At 68.5% G+C, this 20,892-nt stretch carries 19 protein-coding genes; 13 read left to right on the top strand and 6 right to left on the bottom strand.

Translation table 11 applies throughout. The annotated features are described in order from the left end of the window. Positions 1–303 precede the first annotated feature (303 nt). The 11 genes from WC585_RS01890 to WC585_RS01840 are packed head-to-tail and all read left to right on the top strand — an operon-like array spanning position 304 to position 12,881. Positions 304–759, top strand: coding sequence for a division/cell wall cluster transcriptional repressor MraZ (locus WC585_RS01890; protein ID WP_292172912.1), 456 nt, complete (start codon positions 304–306; stop codon positions 757–759). Continuing rightward, complete coding sequence (gene rsmH / locus WC585_RS01885; RefSeq protein WP_373255822.1) at positions 756–1,724, top strand: 16S rRNA (cytosine(1402)-N(4))-methyltransferase RsmH; 969 nt, start codon at positions 756–758, stop codon at positions 1,722–1,724. Before WC585_RS01890 ends, rsmH begins: the two co-directional genes overlap by 4 nt. Beyond that, a complete protein-coding gene (locus tag WC585_RS01880) occupies positions 1,721–2,152 on the top strand; it encodes a cell division protein (protein WP_373255821.1) in 432 nt (143 codons plus the stop codon). Before rsmH ends, WC585_RS01880 begins: the two co-directional genes overlap by 4 nt. Beyond that, positions 2,149–3,906 (top strand): peptidoglycan D,D-transpeptidase FtsI family protein, encoded by a 1,758-nt coding sequence (locus WC585_RS01875; RefSeq protein WP_373255820.1) that lies wholly within the window; start codon positions 2,149–2,151, stop codon positions 3,904–3,906. The genes WC585_RS01880 and WC585_RS01875 overlap by 4 nt, the downstream gene beginning before the upstream one ends. Next, positions 3,903–5,369 (top strand): UDP-N-acetylmuramoyl-L-alanyl-D-glutamate--2,6-diaminopimelate ligase, encoded by a 1,467-nt coding sequence (locus WC585_RS01870; protein WP_373255819.1) that lies wholly within the window; start codon positions 3,903–3,905, stop codon positions 5,367–5,369. The genes WC585_RS01875 and WC585_RS01870 overlap by 4 nt, the downstream gene beginning before the upstream one ends. Further along, the gene (murF, locus tag WC585_RS01865; RefSeq protein WP_373255818.1) at positions 5,362–6,807 is read left to right on the top strand and encodes a UDP-N-acetylmuramoyl-tripeptide--D-alanyl-D-alanine ligase; all 1,446 of its coding nucleotides are present in this window, start codon (positions 5,362–5,364) and stop codon (positions 6,805–6,807) included. Before WC585_RS01870 ends, murF begins: the two co-directional genes overlap by 8 nt. Beyond that, positions 6,807–7,916: a phospho-N-acetylmuramoyl-pentapeptide-transferase gene (mraY, locus tag WC585_RS01860; protein ID WP_373255817.1), complete on the top strand. Its 1,110-nt coding sequence runs from the start codon at positions 6,807–6,809 to the stop codon at positions 7,914–7,916. Before murF ends, mraY begins: the two co-directional genes overlap by 1 nt. Before the next feature lie 14 nt (positions 7,917–7,930). Next, positions 7,931–9,439, top strand: a complete 1,509-nt coding sequence (murD, locus tag WC585_RS01855) for a Mur ligase family protein (protein WP_373255816.1) — start codon at positions 7,931–7,933, stop codon at positions 9,437–9,439. Then, positions 9,436–10,611: an FtsW/RodA/SpoVE family cell cycle protein gene (locus WC585_RS01850; RefSeq protein ID WP_373255815.1), complete on the top strand. Its 1,176-nt coding sequence runs from the start codon at positions 9,436–9,438 to the stop codon at positions 10,609–10,611. Before murD ends, WC585_RS01850 begins: the two co-directional genes overlap by 4 nt. Positions 10,612–10,620: 9 nt before the next feature. Beyond that, the gene (gene murG, locus WC585_RS01845; RefSeq protein ID WP_373255814.1) at positions 10,621–11,709 is read left to right on the top strand and encodes an undecaprenyldiphospho-muramoylpentapeptide beta-N-acetylglucosaminyltransferase; all 1,089 of its coding nucleotides are present in this window, start codon (positions 10,621–10,623) and stop codon (positions 11,707–11,709) included. Between the two features lie 56 nt (positions 11,710–11,765). Beyond that, positions 11,766–12,881 carry a mechanosensitive ion channel family protein gene (locus WC585_RS01840; RefSeq protein WP_373255813.1) on the top strand — a complete coding sequence of 372 codons (1,116 nt, stop codon included), beginning with the start codon at positions 11,766–11,768 and terminating at the stop codon, positions 12,879–12,881. On the opposite strand, the gene WC585_RS01835 is transcribed toward WC585_RS01840, so the two are convergent. Continuing rightward, the gene (locus tag WC585_RS01835) at positions 12,878–13,372 is read right to left on the bottom strand and encodes a hypothetical protein (protein WP_373255812.1); all 495 of its coding nucleotides are present in this window, start codon (positions 13,370–13,372) and stop codon (positions 12,878–12,880) included. The two genes, WC585_RS01840 and WC585_RS01835, sit on opposite strands and share 4 nt — an antisense overlap. Between WC585_RS01835 and WC585_RS01830 the strand changes: the two genes are divergently transcribed. Beyond that, complete coding sequence (locus WC585_RS01830; RefSeq protein WP_373255811.1) at positions 13,371–14,117, top strand: WecB/TagA/CpsF family glycosyltransferase; 747 nt, start codon at positions 13,371–13,373, stop codon at positions 14,115–14,117. The genes WC585_RS01835 and WC585_RS01830 overlap by 2 nt on opposite strands. Here WC585_RS01830 and WC585_RS01825 read toward each other — a convergent pair whose 3' ends face one another. The 5 genes from WC585_RS01825 to WC585_RS01805 all read right to left on the bottom strand — a co-directional run bounded on the left by WC585_RS01825 (position 14,118) and on the right by WC585_RS01805 (position 19,770). Beyond that, positions 14,118–14,387 carry a hypothetical protein gene (locus tag WC585_RS01825; RefSeq protein WP_373255810.1) on the bottom strand — a complete coding sequence of 90 codons (270 nt, stop codon included), beginning with the start codon at positions 14,385–14,387 and terminating at the stop codon, positions 14,118–14,120. It abuts the gene before it with no gap. Further along, the gene (gene smc / locus WC585_RS01820; RefSeq protein ID WP_373255809.1) at positions 14,384–17,821 is read right to left on the bottom strand and encodes a chromosome segregation protein SMC; all 3,438 of its coding nucleotides are present in this window, start codon (positions 17,819–17,821) and stop codon (positions 14,384–14,386) included. Before smc ends, WC585_RS01825 begins: the two co-directional genes overlap by 4 nt. 11 nt (positions 17,822–17,832) lie before the next feature. Next, positions 17,833–18,429: a thioredoxin domain-containing protein gene (locus tag WC585_RS01815; protein ID WP_373255808.1), complete on the bottom strand. Its 597-nt coding sequence runs from the start codon at positions 18,427–18,429 to the stop codon at positions 17,833–17,835. A 27-nt stretch (positions 18,430–18,456) separates the two neighbouring features. Continuing rightward, the gene (locus WC585_RS01810) at positions 18,457–19,119 is read right to left on the bottom strand and encodes a thioredoxin domain-containing protein (RefSeq protein WP_373255807.1); all 663 of its coding nucleotides are present in this window, start codon (positions 19,117–19,119) and stop codon (positions 18,457–18,459) included. Positions 19,120–19,215: 96 nt separating this feature from the next. After that, complete coding sequence (locus WC585_RS01805; RefSeq protein ID WP_373255806.1) at positions 19,216–19,770, bottom strand: DUF721 domain-containing protein; 555 nt, start codon at positions 19,768–19,770, stop codon at positions 19,216–19,218. Positions 19,771–19,791: 21 nt separating this feature from the next. Here WC585_RS01805 and WC585_RS01800 point away from each other — a divergent pair, with 21 nt between their 5' ends. Next, on the top strand, positions 19,792–20,892 hold the full coding sequence (locus WC585_RS01800; RefSeq protein WP_373255805.1) for an A/G-specific adenine glycosylase: 1,101 nt from the start codon (positions 19,792–19,794) through the stop codon (positions 20,890–20,892).

Raw genomic sequence — 20,892 nt, 5'->3', positions numbered from 1 at the left:
GGCGCATATTTGCGCCGCGCCACCTCCCCATCCGCGACGCGAATGGGGAGGTGAGGCCGTTAACGCCTGTGTCAGCATCGCGGCGCGATAACAGCCCACAGCCTGTCTATACTTTGCGCGTTCCGTGTATGTTCACGGACATACTGCCGTTACGGCCGCAATTGAGGTTAACTCTCGTCAACTAATCCCATTGAGACCCATTCAATCCCATGCTATCCCATTCGCACTGAGTGGGGTGAGGCATGCGCCAAGCGGCGCCAACGGATTAGAGGGGCGGGTCGAAGGGCCCGAGTTGGGGCAATCGTGTTTCTCGGAACCTATGAGAAACAGTTGGACGGAAAGCGGCGCCTGCTGATCCCGCAGGAGTTCCGCACCGCCGACAACGGAGCCCAGAACGGCGTCTTCTGCTTCTTCTCGATCGCCTCGGACTGCCTGGAGGCCGGCGGTGACCGGCTGATGGCCGAATATGTCGCCCGCATCGAGGCCCTGCCGTTCGGCAGCGACGAACGCACCGCCATGGAAGAGGCCTTCTATGCCGCCCAGCGCCCGCTGTCCTATGACAGCGGTGGCCGCATCACCCTGCCCGAAGGTCTGTGCCAGGAGGCCGGGCTGGGCGAGGATGTGGTGATCGCCGGCATGGGGCCGCGTTTCCAGATCTGGGACCGCAAGGCGTGGAACGCCCGCCGCGCCGCCAGCCGGGCCCTGGCTCGCAAGGTCATGAACGGCGAGACGACGCGCGCCGCGGGGGAGGGGGCATGACGACCGCGCCCCACGCCCCGGTCCTGCTGGACGAAGTGATCGAAGCCCTCGCGCCACAAGCCGGCGATGTGATCATCGACGCGACCTTCGGGGCGGGTGGCTATACCCGCGCCATTCTGGCGACCGGCGCGACCGTGATCGCCCTGGACCGCGACCCGACGGTCCAGCCGCATGCCGACGCCGTGGCCAACGACTATCCCGGCAGGTTCCAGCTGGTCCGCACGCCGTTTTCCGGCCTGGCGGAGGCCTTCGCCGGGACGGGCGAGGCGCGGCTGGACGGGGTGGTGTTCGATATCGGCGTCTCGTCCATGCAGCTGGATCAGGCAGAGCGCGGCTTTTCCTTCATGCGCGACGGGCCGCTGGACATGCGGATGAGTGATGAGGGCGAGACCGCCGCCGACATCGTCAACACCTGGGACCACGGGCCGATGGCCCATATCTTCAAACTGTATGGCGACGAGCGCCAGTCGGGCCGCGTCGCCACCGCCATCCTGCGTCGCCGAGTGGAGAAGCCGTTCGATCGCACGCTCGATCTGGCCGCCGTGGTCGAAAAAGCCCTGGGCGGTCGTCGCGGGGCCGCCATCCATCCTGCCACTCGCGTGTTTCAAGCCTTGCGGATCGCGGTCAATGACGAGCTGGGCGAGCTGCGCGCCGGGCTGGAGGCGGCGGAGGCGACGCTGGCCCCCGGTGGCCGTCTGGCCGTCGTGACCTTCCATTCGCTGGAGGATCGGATCGTCAAGGCCTTCCTGACCGAGCGGACCGGCAATGCGCCGGGCGGCTCGCGTCATGCGCCGGTGGCCATCGACACCCGCAAGCCCAGCTTCACCCTGGCGTTCAAGGGCGCGCGTGAGGCGGGCGAGGCCGAGCTGGCGACCAATCCGCGGGCCCGATCGGCCAAGCTGCGGGCGGCGGTGCGGACCGACGCCCAGCCGTGGGGCCCCATCGGCGGAAAGGTCGCCGCATGACCGTTCCTGCCGTCGTCCAACGCGTCTTTGCCTGGAAGGTCCGCGGCATCCGATGGGTCGAGATCATCGGCGTCATTCTGGTCGCCCTGATGGTCCTGTCCGTCTATGTCGCCAAGGCGGCGGCGGCGCGCCAGAGCAGCGACATCGCCGACATGGAGCGCCAGATTGCCTCGAACGGCGAGCGGGTTCGCCTGCTGAGCGCCGAGGTCGCGCGTCTGGAACAACCCGCGCGTCTTGAGGCCCTGTCGCGCGAGGCGGGCCTGGGGCCCGTCGATGTGCATCGTCAGGCCACCGAACAGGGTCTGCCCCTGATCGCGCCGGAGCCTGATCCTCGTCCCGTGGTCATCGCGCCTCCGCCCGCCGGTCCTGCGCCCGTCGCGGAAGAGCAGGCAGCGGTGCCGGAAGCGCCTGCGGAGGTCGCGCAATGAGCGTGCACGATCCGCATCATCAGGCCTGGACCCGTCCTGCCCCCGGCGTAGCGAACCTGAGCGCCCTGTCGCGCAAACTGCCGTCCTGGCGCTGGCTGGGCGAGGCCATGTGGTGGGTCGAGCATGCCTTTGGCCGTGCGCGGACCGATGCGCGGCCCGAAGAGGATACGCGGGTCCGCATCCTGTTGATCCGCTGGCTGTTCGCGGGTGTCTTCGTCTGTCTGGCTCTGGGCGCGGCCAAGGCGGCGCTGTGGGGGCCACAGGTCGGGGTCGGTAGCGCGTCGCATCCGAATGCCACGACGCGGGCCGATATCGTGGATCGCAACGGGGCCCTGCTGGCCGCCAACATCACCCACTATGGCCTGTATATCGATCCGTCCGAGGTCTGGGATCGGCCTGCGGCCATCGCGGCCATCAAGAAGGCCGTGCCGCGCATCCGCATGAGCCGGCTGACCCGGGCCGTGAACGGCGATCGCCGTGTCCTGGCGCTGGCCCGTCTGACGCCGGCCGAGCGCGCCCGCGTGCACGATCTGGCGCTGGGCGGTCTGACGTTCGAGCCGGAGGATGTCCGCGTCTATCCGCTGGGCCAGTCCGCCCGCCACGTCGTCGGCAGCGTCGAGGAGGGCGGCGAGGTCGGCCTGTCGGGCGTCGAGAAGGCGTTCGATGCCGAGGTTCGCGCGGCGGGCGCACGCGGCGAAACCTTCCAGACCTCCATCGACCTGCGCGTCCAGGGCGTGCTGGAAAACGAACTGGCCGCCATGGCCCTGGAAACCCAGGCCAAGGGCGCGGTCGGTATCATCACCGACGTCCAGACAGGCGAGGTTCTGGGCATGGCCAGCTGGCCGGGCACCAACTCGCGCAACCTGGCCGCCAGTGCCACCTATGAGATGGGGTCGGTCTTCAAGACCTTCACCGTCGCCGCCGCCATCGACACCGGCCGGGCCGACATGCACACCATGCTGGACGCCTCCGAGGCGCTTCAGATCGGCAACCGCCGCATCAAGGACTTCCACGCCCAGAACAAGGTGATGTCGCTGGAGGAGGTCTATCTTCACTCGTCCAACATCGGCACTTCGCGGCTGGCGACCGAGATGGGGCCTGCGGTCATGCAGGACTATTTCCGGCGCTTCGGCCTGATGGACCAGGCTCCCTTCGAAATCGCGTCCGAAGCCCCGATCACCCCGCGCGGTTGGACGGATTCGACCCTGGCGTCGCTGTCGTTCGGCTACAACATCTCCATCACACCGCTGCAGATGGCTGCGGCCATGCAGGCGATGACTAACGGTGGGCGCTACATTCCACTGACGTTGCGCAAAGGTGGTCGTCCTGATGCGCCGGTACGGCAAATCATTTCGCCCGAGACCTCCCTGACCATGCTGGACCTGATGCGGCGCAACGTCGTCAATGGTTCGGGCACCCGGGCCGATGCGCCGGGCCTGCGGGTCGGGGGCAAGACGGGCTCGGCCAACAAGTCGGTCAATGGCCGCTATTCGACCGCCCACGCCCTGGGCACCTTCGCCGCCGTCTTCCCGGCCGACGGCCCGGTCAATGCGCGCCGGTATCAGATCCTGATCCTGATGGATGAGCCCCAGACCTATCCGCGCACGGGTGGCTTCGTCGCCGCGCCGGCCGTGGGCCGGATCGCCGACCGGATCGCGCCTTTCCTGGGCGTGCAACGCCGGGCCGACGTCTGGCGCACGGCCACCGGCGAGCGTTTGCCGACCTATGAGGACGTTGAAGGGGACGGGCGATGAGCGTCCAGCCACCCGTCCGCCTGTCCGACCTGCTGCGCCGCGATGTGGCCAGCGACCCGATGATTACGGGCGTCACCTCCGACAGCCGCAAGGTCGCGCCCGGCACCCTGTTCGTGGCCCTGCCCGGCAGCGCCGCCGACGGCCGCGCCTTCATCCCCCAGGCCCTGTCGCAGGGGGCGGCCGCCGTCCTGGCTCCGTCCGATACCGACGCCGGAATGGCTCCTGTTCTGGTTACCTCGGGCGATGTGCGCCGGGCCTATGCCATCGCGGCGCGCAGCTTCTATGGAGCCCAGCCCGCCACCTGCGTCGCCGTGACCGGCACCAACGGCAAGACGTCCGTCGCCGCCTTCTGCCGCCAAATCTGGGCGGCGCTGGGCCTGACCTCGGCGAGCATGGGCACTCTTGGGGTTTTGAAACAGTCCGGTAACGTTAATCAGGCCTTGACGGGGCCCGGCCTGACCAGCCCCGACGCCGCCGATGCGGCCCGCCTGCTGGCCGATCTGGCCGAGGGCGGCGTGACCCATCTGGCGCTGGAGGCCTCGTCGCACGGCATCGACCAGCGGCGTCTGGACGGGGTCACGCTCAAGGCGGCGGGGTTCACCAACCTGACGCAGGATCATCTGGACTATCACGGCGACATGGCCGCCTATCGCGACGCCAAGCTGCGGCTGTTCGAGACCCTGTTGCCGCGCGGGCGTACGGCGGTGCTGAACGCCGATTCCGACGCCTATTCCCAGTTTGCCTCGGCCAGCATCATGTCCGGCCTGGGCGTGATGGCCGTGGGTGAGCGCGGGCGTGACCTGACCCTGCTGGGCCGCAAGGCCGTGCCGGAAGGCCAGCGGCTGTCGCTGGATGTGCGTGGCAGCCTGCATGAGGTGCTGCTGCCGCTGGCGGGGGCGTTCCAGGCGTCGAACGCTCTCGTCGCGGCGGGGCTGTGCATCGCCGGCGGCGAAAGCCCCGAGCGGGTTCTGGCGGCCATGGAGAAGATCGAGGGGGCGCAGGGGCGGCTCGAGCGGGTCGCTGGCGGTAACGGCAAGGGCGAGGTCTATGTCGACTATGCCCATACGCCCGACGGGCTGGAGACGGTGCTGTCGGCCCTGCGGCCGCATGCGACGGGGCGGCTGATCGTCGTGTTCGGTGCGGGCGGCGACCGCGATCGCGCCAAACGCCCTCTGATGGGCGAGATTGCCGGACGTCTGGCCGATGTCGCCATCGTAACCGACGACAATCCGCGCGGTGAGGATCCGGCTGCCATCCGCCGCGCCGTGCGCGAAGGCTGTCCGGACGCACAGGAGATTGGCGACCGCCGGCAAGCCATCCACCAGGCCATCCACATGATGCGCGACGGGGATGTGGTGGTCATCGCCGGAAAAGGGCATGAGCAGGGTCAGATCGTCGGCGGGGTGACACACCCCTTCGATGACGCGACCGTCGCCGCCGAAGCCCTGAACGCCCATGCCTGATACTCCTGTCCTGTGGACCTCTGAACAGATCGAAGCGGCCACGGGTGGACGCCTGTCGGGCGCGCCTTTCGAGGTCACGGGCCTGACCTACAACAGCCGTGAGATCGTGCCCGGCGATCTTTTCCTGGCTCTGAAGGGTGCGCGCGACGGGCACGCGTTCGCCGCCTCGGCCTTTGCGGCGGGGGCCGCCGGTGCGCTGACGGACCATGGCGTAGAGGGCGGGCCGTCCATCGTCACGAACGATACGCTGAAGGCGCTGGAAGCCCTGGGTGTCGCTGCCCGCGACCGGGCCGGACGTCGCGGGGCTGTCACCGGCAGCGTCGGCAAGACCAGCGTGACCCAGGCGATCAAGGCCGGGCTGGATCTGGCGGGGTCGTCGCACGGGTCGATCAAGAGCTACAACAACCATATCGGCGTGCCTTTGACGCTGGCGCGGATGCCGCAGGGCACGGCCCGGGCGGTGTTCGAGATCGGCATGAATGCGCCGGGAGAGATCGCGCCCCTGTCGCGTATGGTCGCGCCGCACGCCGCCTGCGTGACCACCGTCGGCCCGGTGCATATCGAGGCCTTTGCCGATGGCGAGGCCGGCGTGGCGGCGGAGAAGGCGTCGATCTTCGAAGGCCTGCTGCCCGGCGGCGCGGCGGTTCTGAACGGCGATGTGGCCCAGGCGGCTGTGCTGGAGGCGGCGGCGCGAGCGCAAGGCGCGCAGGTCCTGCGCTTCGGCACCGGGGCCGCAAACGAAGCGCGGCTGATCGGGTTCGAGCCGGACACCGAGGGGGCAACCGTGCGGGCCGAGTTGCACGGCAAGGCGCTGGAGTATCGCCTGGCTCAGTCTGGCCATCACTGGGGCCTGAACAGCCTGTGCGTCATCCTGATGCTGGAGGCGCTGGATGTGCCGCTGGAGACGGCGCTGGCGGCCCTGGCCGGGTTCGCGCCCTTGGCCGGGCGGGGGCAGACCATGCAGGTGGCCGCCCCCGGTGGGGCCTTCACCCTGATCGACGAAAGCTACAATGCCAATCCGCTGTCGATGGCGGCGGGCTTCCGCAGCCTGGGCGTCAGGCCGGTGGGGCCGGGCGGACGGCGCGTGGTCGTCCTGACCGACATGCTGGAGCTGGGCGACCAGTCGCGGGCGCTGCATCAGGGGCTGGGGATTGCGATCGAGGCCGCGGGGCTGGACATGGTCCATGCCGCCGGGCCGGAGATGAAGGCACTGTACGACAGCCTGCCCAGCTCGCGTCGGGGCCTGTGGCGCGAGACGGCGGCCGAGCTGGCGGCCGAAGCCATGGTCCTGGCCGGGCCCGGCGACGTGGTCATGGTCAAGGGCTCGAACGGATCGAAGGCGTCGATGGTCGCCAAGGCCCTGGCGGCCTTGGGCAGCGAACCGCCCCTCAAGCAGCAAGCGTCCGCGACGCGAGCGATAGGGGCAAAGGAAGTCTGATGTTCTATCTGCTGTATCTGCAGTTTTCCGATGTGGCGCAGGACTACCCCCTGCTGAACCTGGTCCAGTACCAGACGGTGCGGGTGGCGCTGGCCATGGCGACGGCCATGATCGTGTCGGTGGCCATGGGCAGCCGGTTCATCAACTGGATTCGTGCCAAACAGGGCCGCGGCCAGCCGATCCGCGACGACGGCCCGGTCTCGCACCTGTCCAAGGTCGGCACGCCCACCATGGGCGGGCTGATGATCCTGGCGGGCATCGCGGTGGCGGTCCTGCTGTGGGGCGACCTGACCAATCCCTACATCTGGATCGTCAGCTTCGTCACGGCGGCCTTTGGCGTCCTGGGCTTCATCGACGACTATGCCAAGGTGACCAAACAGACCTCGGCGGGCCTGACGTCCAAGCAGAAGCTGGCGGCCCAGGTCGTGGTCTCGGTGATCGCCGGTGTGCTGACCGTGCTGTGGATGACCGCCTCGCCGACCTCGCCGGGGCTGGAGACGTCGATCGCCTTTCCCTTCTTCAAGGCCGTGCTGCTGAACATCGGCTGGTTCTATGTGGCCTTCGCGGCCTTCACCATCGTGGGCTTTTCCAATGCGGTGAACCTGACCGACGGTCTGGACGGCCTGGCCATCGTGCCGGTCATGATGGCGGCGGCGGCGTTCGGCATCATCAGCTATCTGGTCGGCAACTTCATCTTTTCGGGCTATCTGGGTGTCCACCATGTGCCCGGCTCGGGCGAGCTGGCCATTTTTTGCGCGGCCATGATCGGCGGGGGCACGGGCTTCCTCTGGTACAATGCGCCGCCGGCCAAGATCTTCATGGGTGACACCGGCTCGCTGGCTCTGGGCGGCGCACTGGGGGCCATCGCCGTCGCGACCAAGCACGAACTGGTGCTGGGCATCGTCGGCGGCCTGTTCGTCATCGAGGCCGCCTCGGTCATGATTCAGGTGGCCTATTTCAAGATGACCGGCCGCCGCATCTTCCTGATGGCCCCGATCCACCACCATTTCGAAAAGATGGGCTGGCCGGAATCGACGGTCGTCATCCGTTTCTGGATCGTCGCCGCCATGCTGGCCCTGGCCGGTCTGGCGACGTTGAAGCTGCGCTAGATGATCGTCCTCTCATGATTTTGGCCCCAGGCTTCGAGGGGCGGCGTATCGCGGTCTTCGGCCTGGGACGGTCGGGGCTGACGGCGGCGCGGGCGCTGAAGGCGGGCGGGGCCTTGCCGGTGCTGTGGGACGACAGTGTCTCCAGTCGCATGCAGGCCGAGGCTGAAGGGTTCGTGGTCGAGGACCTGACGGTCGCCGACTGGTCGGGTTTCGCGGCCCTGGTCCTGTCGCCTGGTGCCCCCCTGACGCATCCCAAGCCGCATTGGACGGTGGATAAGGCGCATGAGGCCGGGATCGAGATCATAGGCGACATCGAACTGTTCGCGCGGGCCTTGGCGGCCTTGCCGGAGGGACAGCGCCCCCGCGTCGTCGCCATCACCGGCACCAACGGCAAGTCCACGACCACGGCCCTGATCGGCTGGGTGCTGAAACAGGCCGGGCTGACGGTCCATGTCGGCGGCAATATCGGCATTGGCGTGCTGGCCCTGCCCGAGCCGACGCCCGAGGCCGTCTATGTGATCGAGGTGTCGAGCTATCAGCTGGACCTGACGACCACCTTTGCGCCGGACGTGGCGATCCTGACGAACATCAGCCCGGATCATCTGGATCGGCATGGCGGGATGGAGGGGTATGTCGCGGCAAAGGCGCGGCTGTTTGCGACGCAACGTGCGGATGGCGTGGCGCTGGTCGGGGTGGATGAGACCAGGGGGTGTGGTGTTGCTGGACATCTCGCGAGCCTGGGTCGTCTCGGCACCGTGATCTCCACCTCCGCTCATCCCGGCGAAAGCCGGGACCCAGCGCTGTCCAGCTTGACGCCGGCGCGCCAGGACAAGCGATCCGAGCCGAATTCATCGACCGATCACCCAAAGAACTGGGTCCCGGCTTTCGCCGGGATGAGCGGAAGAATTGAAGCACACGGGGGCTGGCTCAGCGTCGATGGTGAGCGTTTGGCCGACCTGAGCCCCGCCCGCTCGCTCCCCGGCCGCCACAACGCCCAGAACGCTGCCTTTGCCTACGCCTGCGCCCGCGCCCTTGGCGTCAGCCATGACACCACCGTCGAGGGCCTCCTGTCCTTCCCCGGCCTGGCCCACCGCATGGAAACCGTCGGCACGCTCGGCCGCGTCCGCTTCGTCAACGACTCAAAGGCCACCAACGCCGACGCCGCCCGTCAGGCCCTGACCAGCTATGACCGCAGTTTCTGGATCGCGGGCGGGCGGGCCAAACAGGGCGGTATCGACGATCTGGAGGAGCTGTTCCCGCGCGTGGTCGAGGCGTTTCTGATCGGCGAGGCGGCGGGGCCGTTCGCGGCCCGGCTGGGCGACACCCCGCACCGGATCAGCGGCGACATGGCCACGGCGGTGCAGCAGGCCTATGCCGCCGCCGCCGCCACAGGACGCGACGAGGTCGTGCTGCTCAGCCCCGCGGCGGCCAGTTTCGACCAGTATCCCGACTTCGAGGTGCGGGGCGAGGCGTTTCGCGCCGCCGTCCTGGCCCTCGGTGCAACCCCCATGGCCCCGTCATGACCGAAGCCTACAGCCCCGCGTTTTCGCGCAATGACAAGGGACCGGTGGCCAACTGGTTCTGGACCGTGGATCGGGGCCTGCTGGCCGCGGCCCTGACGCTGATGGGGATGGGCGTGGCGCTGAGTTTCGCCTCCAGCCCCGCCGCTATCCTGGCCGACCAGTCGATCACGGACCCCTTCCACTACAGCTGGCGGATGATGGTGTTCAGCTGTGCCGGTCTGGTCATGCTGCTGGGTACTTCGTTCTTCTCTCCCAAGGGTGTGCGCCGCATCGCCCTGGCGGCGCTGCTGTGCGCCATCATCACCATGATGCTGCTGCCCTTCATCGGCGACGAGGTGAAGGGCGCGGCCCGCTGGATCAACCTGGGCCCGTTCAGCCTGCAACCCTCGGAGTTTGCCAAGCCCGGCCTGATCGTCTTTTCCGCCTGGATGTTCGCCGAGGGCCAGAAGGGCGAGGGCGTGCCCGGCGTCAGCATCGCGTTCGGTGTCTGGGGCCTGACGGTCGCGCTTCTGCTGATCCAGCCCGACATCGGCCAGACCCTGCTGATCACCACCACCTTCATGGCCGTCTTCTTCATGGCCGGCGTGCCGCTGAAGTGGGTGGCGGCCCTGGCGGCGGCGGGAGCGGCGGGTGTCGTCGGCCTGTATTTCAGCTTCAGCCACATGCGCGATCGCCTCAGCCGTTTCGGCTCGGACGACGCCGGCGCGACCTATCAGATCGACCGCGCGTCCGAGGCCATCCGGGCCGGGGGCCTGGTCGGACGCGGGGTGGGCGAGGGGGTGATGAAGCGCTCGGTGCCCGACCTGCATACCGACTTCATCTATTCCGTCGGGGCCGAGGAGTTCGGCCTGGTGCTGAGCCTGATCATGATCGGCCTGTTCGGCTTCATCGTCCTGCGCGGCATGCAGAAGGCGATGCGACTGCGCGACCCGTTCGAGCAGACGGCGGCGGCGGGGCTGTTCATCCTGATCGGGCTGCAGGCCAGTATCAACATTGCTGTCAATCTGAGCCTGGTCCCGACCAAGGGGATGACACTGCCGTTCATCAGCTATGGCGGCTCGTCCATGGTGGCCATGGGGCTGACCATGGGGCTGGCCCTGGCCCTGACCCGCAAGCGACCGGGGGCCTATGAGCCGGGGGCCAGTCTGCCGCGTCGGCGGATGTTGGGCTAGAAGGCATCCATGACCTCCAGACTCTGCGTCGTCGCCGCCGGTGGGACCGGTGGGCATATGTTCCCGGCCGAGGCCCTGTCGCGCGAGTTGGCCGGGCGCGGCTGGCGGATCGTGCTGGCCACGGACCGGCGGGGCGAGGCCTATGCCCAGAACTTCCCGGCCGAGGAGCGGATCGCGCTGGACGCCGCCACCGGGCGCGGGCCGATCGGCATGGCCAAGGCGGGCGTGGCCATCACGCGAGGTGTGCTGCAAGCGCGGTCGGCGCTGAAGCGGCTGGATGCGGCGGTGGTCGTGGGCTTCGGCGGCTACCCTTCCGCCCCGGCCCTTCTGGCCGCGCTCAGCCAGGGTCGGCCGACCCTGTTGCACGAACAGAACGCCGTGCTGGGCCGCACCAATCGCTGGCTCAGTCCCTATGTCGGGGCCGTGGCTTCATCCTTTCCGAACCTGCAGAAGGTGCCGCACGGCGTCGGGGCGCGCGTCACCCTGATCGGCAATCCAGTGAGGGCCGACATCCGGGCGCTGGGCGAACGGGCCTTTGTGGCTCCGACCGGCGACGGCGCGATCCAGTTGCTCGTCACCGGCGGCAGCCAGGGCTCGCGCATCCTGTCCGAGACCGTGCCACAGGCACTGGCGGCCCTGCCCGAGGCGTTGCGTACACGCCTGCGGGTGCAGCAGCAGTCGCGACCCGAGACGCTGGAGGCGGCGCTCGCCGTCTATGCCCGGGCAGGCATGGAGGCCGAGATCGCGCCCTTCTTTTCCGATATGGCCCGGCGTCTGTCGCAGGCGCATCTGGTCATCGGCCGGGCCGGGGCCTCGACCTGTTCGGAGCTGGCGGTGGCGGGCCTGCCGTCCCTGCTGATCCCGCTCAAGATCGCCATGGACGACCATCAGCGGTTCAATGCCCTCAGCCTGGTCCGGGCGGGTGGAGCCGAAATGGTGCTGGAGGACGAGGTGACGGTCGACCGACTGGCGGCGTCGCTAGCGGCGATGCTGTCGGACCCCGCGCGCCTGTCAGCCATGAGCGAAGGCGCACGCTCAGCGGCCCTGCCAGACGCGACCTCGGCCTTGGCCGACATGGTCGAGGCGGCGGCGATCTGAGCGTCGCAGCCGCAGGCGGCCTTCGCCTCGCCACCGTGACGCGCTAAACGTCAGCCATGCCGATCTTCATTCAGGACATGACCCGCGAGGTCTTCCGCCTCTGGCGCGAATTCTACTGGCTGCCCGAATGGGTGGTCATCTCCGTCATCGTCGGCGTCTTCGTCTTCGTCGGCTGGGCCGCCAATCAGGTGGTGTTCAGCCTGCTGAAATGGGTGGTGCGCAATAAGGACGTCTTCTGGCGCGGAGTCGTCGGTCGCGCGCGGCTGAAGGTGCGGATCGCGGTGATGATCGTCGCGGTGGCCCTGGGCGTCACCATCTCGCCCATGGACCCGGAGCCGTCGCTGCTGATCCGGCAGGCCCTGCTGTTCGGCTTCATCCTGGTGTGCGGTTGGATGCTGGCCGGGGCCGTGGACATGGGGGCCGTCGTCCATCTGCGGAAGTTCAACATGGACGCCGAGGACAACCTCAGTGCCCGCAAACACGTGACCCAGACACGCATCCTGCAAAGGGTCTCGGCCCTGCTGATCGCCCTGATTACCCTGGGACTGGCGCTGCTGACCATCCCGGGCGTGCGGCAATGGGGGCTGTCGCTGCTGGCCTCGGCAGGGGTCGTCGGCATTGTGGCCGGTCTGGCGCTGCAGCCCTTCCTGACCAATCTGATCGCGGGCATCCAGATCGCCACGGCCCAGCCGATCCGTCTGGACGACGCCGTCATCGTCGAGGGCGAATGGGGCCGGGTGGAGGAGATCACCTCGACCTATGTGGTGGTCAAGCTGTGGGACTGGCGGCGGATGATCCTGCCGCTGACCTATTTCATCCAGAAGCCGTTCCAGAACTGGACCCGCGACAATGCCAGCCTGATCGGCACGGCCTTCCTCTACGTCGACTACGAAGCCCCCATCGACCGGCTGCGCATGAAGCTGGAAGAGATCGCCCATGCCTCGCCGCTGTGGGACGGCGATGTGGTCTCGTTGCAGGTCACCGAGGTGACCGAGCGCACGGTCCAGGTCCGCTGCCTGACCAGCGCCCGCAACGCCTCCATCGCCTTCGACCTGCGCTGCGAGGTTCGCGAGAAGATGCTCGCCTACATGCGCGACGAACTGCCCGAGGCGCTGCCGAGGGATCGGCTGGGGTGGGATCGCAATGCGGCCCCCGTCTCGCCGCAGGGTTAGTCGACGGCTTCCAGATTGGCCCGGCCCTGTCTCACGGCCTCCTCCAGAGTGGTGGCATCGGTGTCGTAGTCCTCCGGATTGCAGGCCGCGACGACCATTTCGAAAGCATCGCCCCCCTGAACCGCTTCGTAGGACGGGGCGTCGTCAGGCGTGGATGGCCCCTCTTCACCGCCTTCGCGCACGCTGGCGAAATCCAGCCGGTCGACATGGCCCCGGGGCCCGCAGTCAAACCGCCACCAGGACCAGCCGCCCCAGTAGGTCGTGCCGCCGGCGCGGAAATCCGGCTCCACCACCTGAAACACGCGGATGCGCCCACCGTCGCCTTCGGGCTGAAGGCTGGCCAGGTCGGCATACTGAGCAAACCGCCCGGCGCCCAGAAAGACAAACCGATGCGGCCCCTCAGGCTCGGCGAAGGTCAGCAGCGACAGCAGGGTCAGGATCATGCGCGATCGTAACCGCCCATTGACCCGCGCGCGATAGGGTCGGTCCATGACGCGCTTCATGACGCTGGATTTTGCCGACGGCGACCGTTCCGTCCTGCTGGGGCGGGTCACCGAGATGGCGCGTGGGCCCTATGTCTATGTCGTCACGCCCAATGTGGATCACGTCATCAAGCTGATGGACGGCCGGGTCGGGGCCGACGTCTATCAGGGCGCGGACCTGAAGATCTGCGACAGTCGCATCCTCAGCCATCTGGCCCGGCTGAAGGGCAGACGGCTGTCGGTCTATCCGGGCTCGGACATGACGGCGGACCTGCTTGGGTCAGCGGCCGCCCGTGAGCTGACCATCGCGGTCTTCGGCCCGGATCGGGTGGCGTTCGACGATCTGGTCGCGCGATATCCGCAGGCCCGACTGGTGTTTCTGGATGCCCCCATGCTGGTGCCCGACACGCCCGCATGGGACGCCGCCGTGCGCGCCGCCGCCGAGGCCGAATGGGACGTGCTCCTGGCCTGCGTCTCCTTCCCCAAACAGGAACGGTTCGCCCATGCCCTGCGTCTGGCGGGGCGAGTGCAGGGCGTCACCCTGTGCGTCGGGGCATCTGTCGACTTCCTGACCGGTCGTCAGCAGCGGGCCCCGCAGGTATTCCAGCGTCTGTCGCTGGAATGGCTGCACCGGTTGGTGAGCCAGCCCCGTCGCATGTTCCGCCGCTACGTCATCGAGGGTCCGGCGATTTTGGTGTGGTTCGTGAGGACGGAGCTGATGGGACAATATTCGTCCGCCGGAGCGTCGCGATAACTAAGCTGAGAAGAGCCTGAGTAATCCATTCACGACGCCGAGGATCGCAAGAGTCGCCAAAGGCGTAAGGACTACGAGGCTGAGTACCTTCTGCGTGATGATCCACCAGAAACGGCCGTGTTCGGAGCGACGGTCAGCGGCGCGTCCAACCCACATTTGAACGTGGCCAGTCACAAAGCCTCTGAACAAGCCTCGTATCGTCTGAGCAATCAACAGGCTGATGACGACAGCCATCATCGCCGCACATATCCAGATGATTGTATCGGTCACGCCACCATCCCCTCGGCCTGCTTCAAATCCACACTGACCAACTGGCTGACCCCCCGCTCCGGCATGGTGACGCCGTACAGTCGATCCATCCGGCTCATGGTCACCGGATTGTGGGTGATGACGATGAAACGGGTGTCGGTGCGGTTGCGCATTTCGTTCAGCATGCGGCAGAAGCGGTCCACATTGGCGTCGTCCAGGGGCGCATCGACCTCGTCCAGCACACAGACGGGGGCCGGGTTCGCCAGGAAGACGGCGAAGATGAGCGCTGCCGCCGTCAGGGCCTGTTCGCCGCCGCTCATCAGGCTCATGACCGACAGACGCTTGCCGGGCGGGCAGGCGTAGATTTCCAGACCGGCCTCCAGCGGATCGTCGCTCTCGACCAGCTTCAGCTCGGCCTGACCCCCGTCGAAGAGGGCCTCGAACAGGGCCTTGAAGTTGTCGTTGATGACGTCGAAGGCGGCGACCAGCCGTTCGCGTCCCTCGGCGTTCAGCTCGTCAATGCCGTCGCGCAGCCTGGCGATGGCGCTGGTCAGGTCGGAGCGTTCGACCTTCATGGTCTGAAGTCGGTCGCCGTATTCCGTCGCTTCGTCCTCGGCGCGCAGATTGACGGCCCCCAGCGCCTCGCGCTCGCGCTCCAACCCATAGAGCAGGCTTTCGGCCCCGGCGGCATCGGGCGGGCGGGCGATGGCGTCGTCGGTCAGCTTCTGGCCCAGCTCTTCAGGCGACATCTGGGCGGTTTCGCGCAGGTTCGCTTCAGCCTCGGCCAGCTTTTCCGCAGCGGCCTCGGCGCGGGCGGAGAGGCCGGCGCGCGCCTCCCGGGCGGCGGAGGCGGCGGCATCGGCGGCGCGACTGGCGCGGTCGGCCTCGCCGGCTTCGGCCTCCCCCACAGCCAGGGCGTCGGCGGCGGCGCGGCGGCGGGTCTCGGCCGTGGTCAGGGCGTCCAGCAGGGCTGACCGCTGGGCGGCCAAATGTTCGGGGGCATCGGCCGCGGCCTTCAGTCGGGCCGCGACCTTTTCCGCGTCCTTTTCCAGCGCGATGACGCGGGCCCTGGAGTCCGAGGCGCGGCTGGTCCAGCCCTCGCACTCGCGGGTCAGGCCGTCGCGGCGGGTGGTGCGCCCGGCGATCTCTCTGGCTTCGCTGTCGCGTTCGACACGCGCATTGGCGGCGGTGGTGCGGGCGGCGTCGGCGGCGCTGCGGGCCATCGCCAGTTCGGCCCGCAGACCCTCCAGCGTCTCGGAGGGCGCATCTCCGCCTTGCGCTTCGGCCAGGGCGGCGACGGCAGCCTCGTGTTCGGTGTTCAAGCGCGCGAGGGTGTCGTCCAGAGCCTGGGCTCGCGCCTCCTTGCGGGCCTGCTCCCGGCCGAGGGCCTCGAAGCGGTCGCGGGCGGCGGTGACGGCCTTGTCCAGGGCGAAGGGCGCGGCGCGGGCGGCCTTCACCGCCTCCTCGGCGGCGCGGAAGGCTTCGGTCGCGGCCTTCATGGCAGTTTGCGCAGCGTCCAGCGCAGGCTTGCCGGTATCGATCTCGGCTTCCAGTTCGGCCAGGCGCGTGCGCTGGGCCAGGCGGACGGCGGCGGGGCGCGGGGCCTCGGCCCGCTGGACGAAGCCGTCCCAGCGATAGAGGTCCCCCTCGCGCGTCACCAGCCGGGCACCGGGGGGCAGGTCGCGGGCCAGGGCGGGGGCAGCGGCGCGCTCCGCGACGCCGCAGAAGGCCAGCCGGGCGGCCAGGGCGGGCGGCGCGTTCACATGATCGGCCAGAGGCACCACGCCCGACGGCCATGTCACAGGCGAGACCTCAGCCCCGGCCCAGTGGGTCGCCGCGCGGGCATCCAGTGCGGCATCCAGATCGTCGCCCAGAGCTGCGGCCAGCGCCGCCTCATAGCCCTTGTCGGCGCGGACCTGATCCAGGGCGGGCGGGTGGTCGCGGCGCCCTTGCGTCAGCAGTTGGGCCAGTCCCCGGGCCTCGGTCTGCAGCCGTCCCAACCGGTCCTCGGCGGCGCGCACGGCGGTGCGCGCCTCGGCTTCGGCGCGCGCGCGGTCGCCACGCTCGGCTTCTGCGGCTTCGACGGCGGCCCGGGCGGATGCCAAATCGGCCTGGGCCTTGGCCAGTTCGGCCGAGGCAGCTTCGATCTCCGGCGTCTTAAGCGGGCCCAAGGCCTCGCGGTCGGCCCTGGCCGAGGTCAGCTGGGCCTCGGCGCGCGCGACGCGGGCCTCGGCATCGCGCTTGCGGGCGTTTTCGGCGTTCAGGCGGGCCTCGACGGAGGCGACTGCTCCGGCGACACGCTCGACCTCGGCATCGGCGGCGCGGCGGGCGTCCTCGGTGGCGGCCAGGGTGACCTCCAGTTCGGGGCCACGTGCCGGGGCGGCGGCGATCTCGGCCTCGACGGCCGCGAGGGCTTCGGCAATGCGGCTCAGTTCGGCGGCGGCGTCGTCGGCCATGTTGCCTTCGCGTTCGATATCGGCGGCGATGCGCATGTTCTCGGCCTGAAGGCGTTCGACCTCGGCCCGCGCCGCCTGTTCGGCCATGTCCAGCCGGTCGCGTTCCAGGCTGGCGCGGTGCAGCAGGGCGGCGGCCACGGCGTCCTCCTCCCGCGCTGGCTTCAGCGCTTCCTGGGCTTTCAGGGCGGCGCTCTGGCTGGCGGCGGCGGCGCTGGTGGCCGAGGCGACGGCGCGGTCCGCCTCGGCCAGTTCGGCGGCGGCTCCCTCGGCAGCGACCCGGGCGTCGTTCCAGCGCACAAACAGGAGGGCGGCCTGCAGGGCACGGATCTCTGCGCTGATCTTCTTGTAGCGTTCGGCCTGCCGCGCCTCGCGCTTCAGCCGGTTCAGGGCGGTTTCCAGCTCGCGCCCGATATCGTCCAGCCGCTCCAGATTGGCCTCGGCCGCCTTGAGCCGCAGCTCGGCCTCATGGCGGCGGGTGTGCAGGCCGGCGACGCCGCCGGCTTCTTCCAGGATGCGCCTGCGGTTCTGCGGCTTGGCGGCGATCAGTTCGCTGATCTGGCCCTGACGCACCAGGGCCGGGCTGTTGGCGCCGGTCGAGGCATCGGCGAACAGCAACTGCACATCGCGGGCGCGAACTTCCTTGCCGTTGATGCGGTAGGTCGAGCCCTGGCCGCGGTCGATGCGGCGCGAGACCTCCAGCATGGGGGCATCGGTAAAGGGCTGGGGGGCCCGACGCTGGGCGTTGTCGATGGTCAGTTGGACTTCGGCATGGTTGCGCGGCGGGCGGTCGGCGGCCCCGGCGAAGATGACATCGTCCATCCCCTGGCCGCGCATGGCCTTGGCCGAGTTGGCACCCATGACCCAGCGCATGGACTCAAGGACGTTGGACTTGCCACAGCCATTGGGCCCGACGATGCCGGTCAGGCCGGGTTCGATATGCACTTCCGCCGGGTCCACGAAGGACTTGAAGCCCACCAGGCGGAGACGCTGGAACTGCATCGGCTAGGGCGTCAGCCCCCCGCCCGGGCGGCGCGGATGGCGGCCTCGAGGCCCGTCAGGCTGCGGTCGGTCACGGGCTTGCCGTTGACGAAGAAGCTAGGGGTCGAATTCACGCCTGCCGCGACAGCGCTTTCGATGTCGGCGTTGATGGCGGCTTGGGTTTCAGTGCTGCCCACACAGGCTTCTATCTGGGCCTGTGTCCGCCCACTGGCTGCTATTGCCGGGCGATACCAGTCCTGCAGTGGACCTCCATCAAGCGCGGCCTCCTGATTGCGCATCAGCAGGCTGGCGACGTCAAAGAACTTCTCCGTCACTGCACAGCGGGCCAGGGCGGCACCGGACAGGGACATCTGCTGCGGCTGGGTGGGTAGGTTGCGAAAGACGTATCGAACCTGGCCGGTATCTACGAAGCGGGACTTGAAGGCCGGATAGACGTCGTTGTGCCAAGCCGCACAGTGGTTGCAGGAGAAGGAGGCGTATTCGATCACCGTCACCGGCGCATCCGCCCGGCCAAGGACGCGATCCTGGGCCGTGACGGCGGCCACCTGGGCCCGGGCCGGGGTCGCAGCCACTGCTGACAATGCCAGCGTAGCGGCGAAGGCGGCCATCAATGTGCGCCGAATAAGGCTCATAACCTATTTGGCCAATTCGGCTTCGATGGCTTTCGACAGGTCGGCCATGGTAGCGCCGCTCTGAGACCCGGGCGTGATTACAGTATTGCCGTTGACGAGGAAGGTCGGCGTGCCGTTCACGCCTGCCCGAACAGCGGCCTGGGCGCGCTCATCCACCGCCGTTTGTGCCTCCGGGTCCTTGATGCAGGTATCGATCTCGGCGTTGCTGAGGCCAGCGCCATTGCCGATACGGAACAGGACAGCACGTGCACCGCTCAGGTCGCCAGACGCGAACATCTCTTCCTGGCTGTTCAGTATCTCGTGCACGACGTCAAAATACTTGTCGGGGCCGGCGCAGCGCGCGATCATGAATCCTGCCGCAGCAACGTTGGTTGGGGCCGTGGGCATTTCGCGGAACACAAACCGCACCTTGTTGGTATCGACATAGGTGGACTTGAACTCCGGCCAGGTTTCCTTGTGCCATGCGGCGCAGTGGCTGCACGTGACCGAGGCGTACTCGACGACCGTGACCTTGGCCCCTTCGGGCGCACCCATGGCCATGTCGCCCTCGGCCGCGCCGGTCGCACCGCCGCCGCCACAACCGGCCAGGGCGGCCATACCGGCCAGGGCCGCAGCGGTCATAGCCGCGCGGCGGCTCATCTGGGCATACTTCGATTTGAAGATCATGGCGTCGTCCTCACAGGTAGGGATCGGTCTGCATCGCGCGATTCTGTTCGGCCACGCGCGTTGTGCACCTTCGAGAACAGAAGCGGCGAAGTTTTGTCAACCGCTGGCACCGTCACGGTCGCTCAGTACCGCACGGCCCAGGCGTTCAAGCGAGCCCTTCAGACCGTCGGGAGCGGTGGCAAGAGAGGCCTTAAGCTCGGCCTCCTGATGCGCGGGCAGAGGCGGCGGGGCGGTCCGGCGCTTCGGCTGGCTCGGGGTGTCGTCCAATGGCTTTACCGGCCCTTGGGCGATGCGCAGCTTGTCCACCGACCCCGCCCCCAGGAACAGGTTTACCCGTTGCAGGATGTCCTCGGACTGGTGCTGGACCAGAAGGGCGGCGGCCCCGACGACGCGTAGTTCCAGCGTGCCCGCCGCGCCGCCGCGCCCCTTGGTCAGTTTCTGTGGACGACTGACGCGGGCCAGACGCTCGCCGACGATCTCGCGCCAGCGGGCCTCCAGGGCACCGGGGCCGCGCCCGAATTTGTCGTCCAGGTCCCTGATCAGCTTTTGCAGGGCACGCCCGGCCCGGGGCGCAGGCCGGGGCAGGGGCCGCGTGCGACGGCGCGACAGGATTTCGCGGACCTCTTCATCGGTGGGCAGCGTGCGGCGCATTTCCGGTCTATAGCGCAGGGAATGGTCGCCGTCCCTATCGCAGACATCTCCCAGCAGACGGTGGCTCGCATCCGCTCCGCCCTGCTGGACTGGTATGGGCAGAATGCCAGGACACTGGTCTGGCGAACGCCGCCCGGGTCGAAGGCACGGCCCGATCCCTATCGTGTGTGGCTGTCCGAAGTGATGCTGCAACAGACGACCACGCCCCACGCCACGCCCTATTTCCAAGCCTTCACGACACGATGGCCGACCGTGAACGACCTGGCGGCGGCGCCGGACAGTGACGTCATGGCGGCCTGGGCGGGGCTGGGTTACTACGCCCGCGCCCGCAACCTGCTGGCCTGCGCCCGGGCGGTAGCCCGCGACCATGGCGGTGCCTTTCCGGGCACCGAGGCCGACCTGCTGAAACTGCCCGGCGTGGGGGCCTATACCGCCGCCGCCGTCGCCGCCATTGCCTTTGGCCGCCCCGCCAATGTCGTGGACGGCAATGTCGAGCGGGTCATGGCGCGTCTGTTTGCTGTCGAGACGCCGCTGCCCGCCGCCCGGCCACGGCTGAAGGCGCTGGCCACCCGCTTTGTCATCGGCGATCAGCCGGGGGCCGAGCATGCCGACTGGCCACAGGCCCTGATGGACCTCGGCGCGACGGTCTGCCGCCCTAAATCGCCGCTCTGTGATCGCTGCCCCGTTGCCTTCGGCTGTGCCGCCCTGACCACCGGTGATTCGGGCCGCTATCCATTGAAGGTGAAAAAGGGCGAACGTCCGCACCGTCACGGCATCGCCTGGGTGCTGCGCGACGGTGAAGGGCGGGTCGGCCTTGTACGTCGCCCTGACAAGGGCTTGCTGGGGGGAATGCTCGGGTTGCCAACCTCGGACTGGAACGCGGTGCCCGACGTTACGCCTCCGGTCAGCCTTGACTGGCATGACGCCGGAACGGTGGAGCACGTGTTCACCCATTTCAGCCTGACGCTAGTCGTGCATGTGGCGACGGGCGAGGGTGACTTTCTCTGGACGCCGGAGGCGGATGCAATGGCCGGTCTGCCAACCGTCTTCAGGAAGGCGCTGGAGCGCGGCCTGGGCGGCTGGATCAGTCCTTCTCGAACAACGGCAGCCGAGGCAATGTGA

The organism is Brevundimonas sp., from assembly GCF_041648055.1.
Classification (GTDB): domain Bacteria; phylum Pseudomonadota; class Alphaproteobacteria; order Caulobacterales; family Caulobacteraceae; genus Brevundimonas.
The sequence above is the reverse complement of the archived record's forward strand: the minus strand, read 5'-3'. Positions and strand labels throughout refer to the sequence as shown.

Excerpts from the sequence above, each read along its gene's own strand:
- WC585_RS01875 (WP_373255820.1), top strand. The coding sequence starts at position 2,149 with ATGAGCGTGCACGATCCGCATCATCAGGCCTGGACCCGTCCTGCCCCC.
- murD (WP_373255816.1), top strand. The coding sequence starts at position 7,931 with ATGATTTTGGCCCCAGGCTTCGAGGGGCGGCGTATCGCGGTCTTCGGC.
- WC585_RS01870 (WP_373255819.1), top strand. The coding sequence starts at position 3,903 with ATGAGCGTCCAGCCACCCGTCCGCCTGTCCGACCTGCTGCGCCGCGAT.
- murF (WP_373255818.1), top strand. The coding sequence starts at position 5,362 with ATGCCTGATACTCCTGTCCTGTGGACCTCTGAACAGATCGAAGCGGCC.
- WC585_RS01840 (WP_373255813.1), top strand. The coding sequence starts at position 11,766 with ATGCCGATCTTCATTCAGGACATGACCCGCGAGGTCTTCCGCCTCTGG.
- murG (WP_373255814.1), top strand. The coding sequence starts at position 10,621 with ATGACCTCCAGACTCTGCGTCGTCGCCGCCGGTGGGACCGGTGGGCAT.
- rsmH (WP_373255822.1), top strand. The coding sequence starts at position 756 with ATGACGACCGCGCCCCACGCCCCGGTCCTGCTGGACGAAGTGATCGAA.
- WC585_RS01800 (WP_373255805.1), top strand. The coding sequence starts at position 19,792 with ATGGTCGCCGTCCCTATCGCAGACATCTCCCAGCAGACGGTGGCTCGC.
- WC585_RS01830 (WP_373255811.1), top strand. The coding sequence starts at position 13,371 with ATGACGCGCTTCATGACGCTGGATTTTGCCGACGGCGACCGTTCCGTC.
- WC585_RS01810 (WP_373255807.1), bottom strand. The coding sequence starts at position 19,119 with ATGATCTTCAAATCGAAGTATGCCCAGATGAGCCGCCGCGCGGCTATG.
- smc (WP_373255809.1), bottom strand. The coding sequence starts at position 17,821 with ATGCAGTTCCAGCGTCTCCGCCTGGTGGGCTTCAAGTCCTTCGTGGAC.
- WC585_RS01805 (WP_373255806.1), bottom strand. The coding sequence starts at position 19,770 with ATGCGCCGCACGCTGCCCACCGATGAAGAGGTCCGCGAAATCCTGTCG.
- WC585_RS01835 (WP_373255812.1), bottom strand. The coding sequence starts at position 13,372 with ATGGACCGACCCTATCGCGCGCGGGTCAATGGGCGGTTACGATCGCGC.
- mraY (WP_373255817.1), top strand. The coding sequence starts at position 6,807 with ATGTTCTATCTGCTGTATCTGCAGTTTTCCGATGTGGCGCAGGACTAC.
- WC585_RS01880 (WP_373255821.1), top strand. The coding sequence starts at position 1,721 with ATGACCGTTCCTGCCGTCGTCCAACGCGTCTTTGCCTGGAAGGTCCGC.
- WC585_RS01850 (WP_373255815.1), top strand. The coding sequence starts at position 9,436 with ATGACCGAAGCCTACAGCCCCGCGTTTTCGCGCAATGACAAGGGACCG.
- WC585_RS01815 (WP_373255808.1), bottom strand. The coding sequence starts at position 18,429 with ATGGCCGCCTTCGCCGCTACGCTGGCATTGTCAGCAGTGGCTGCGACC.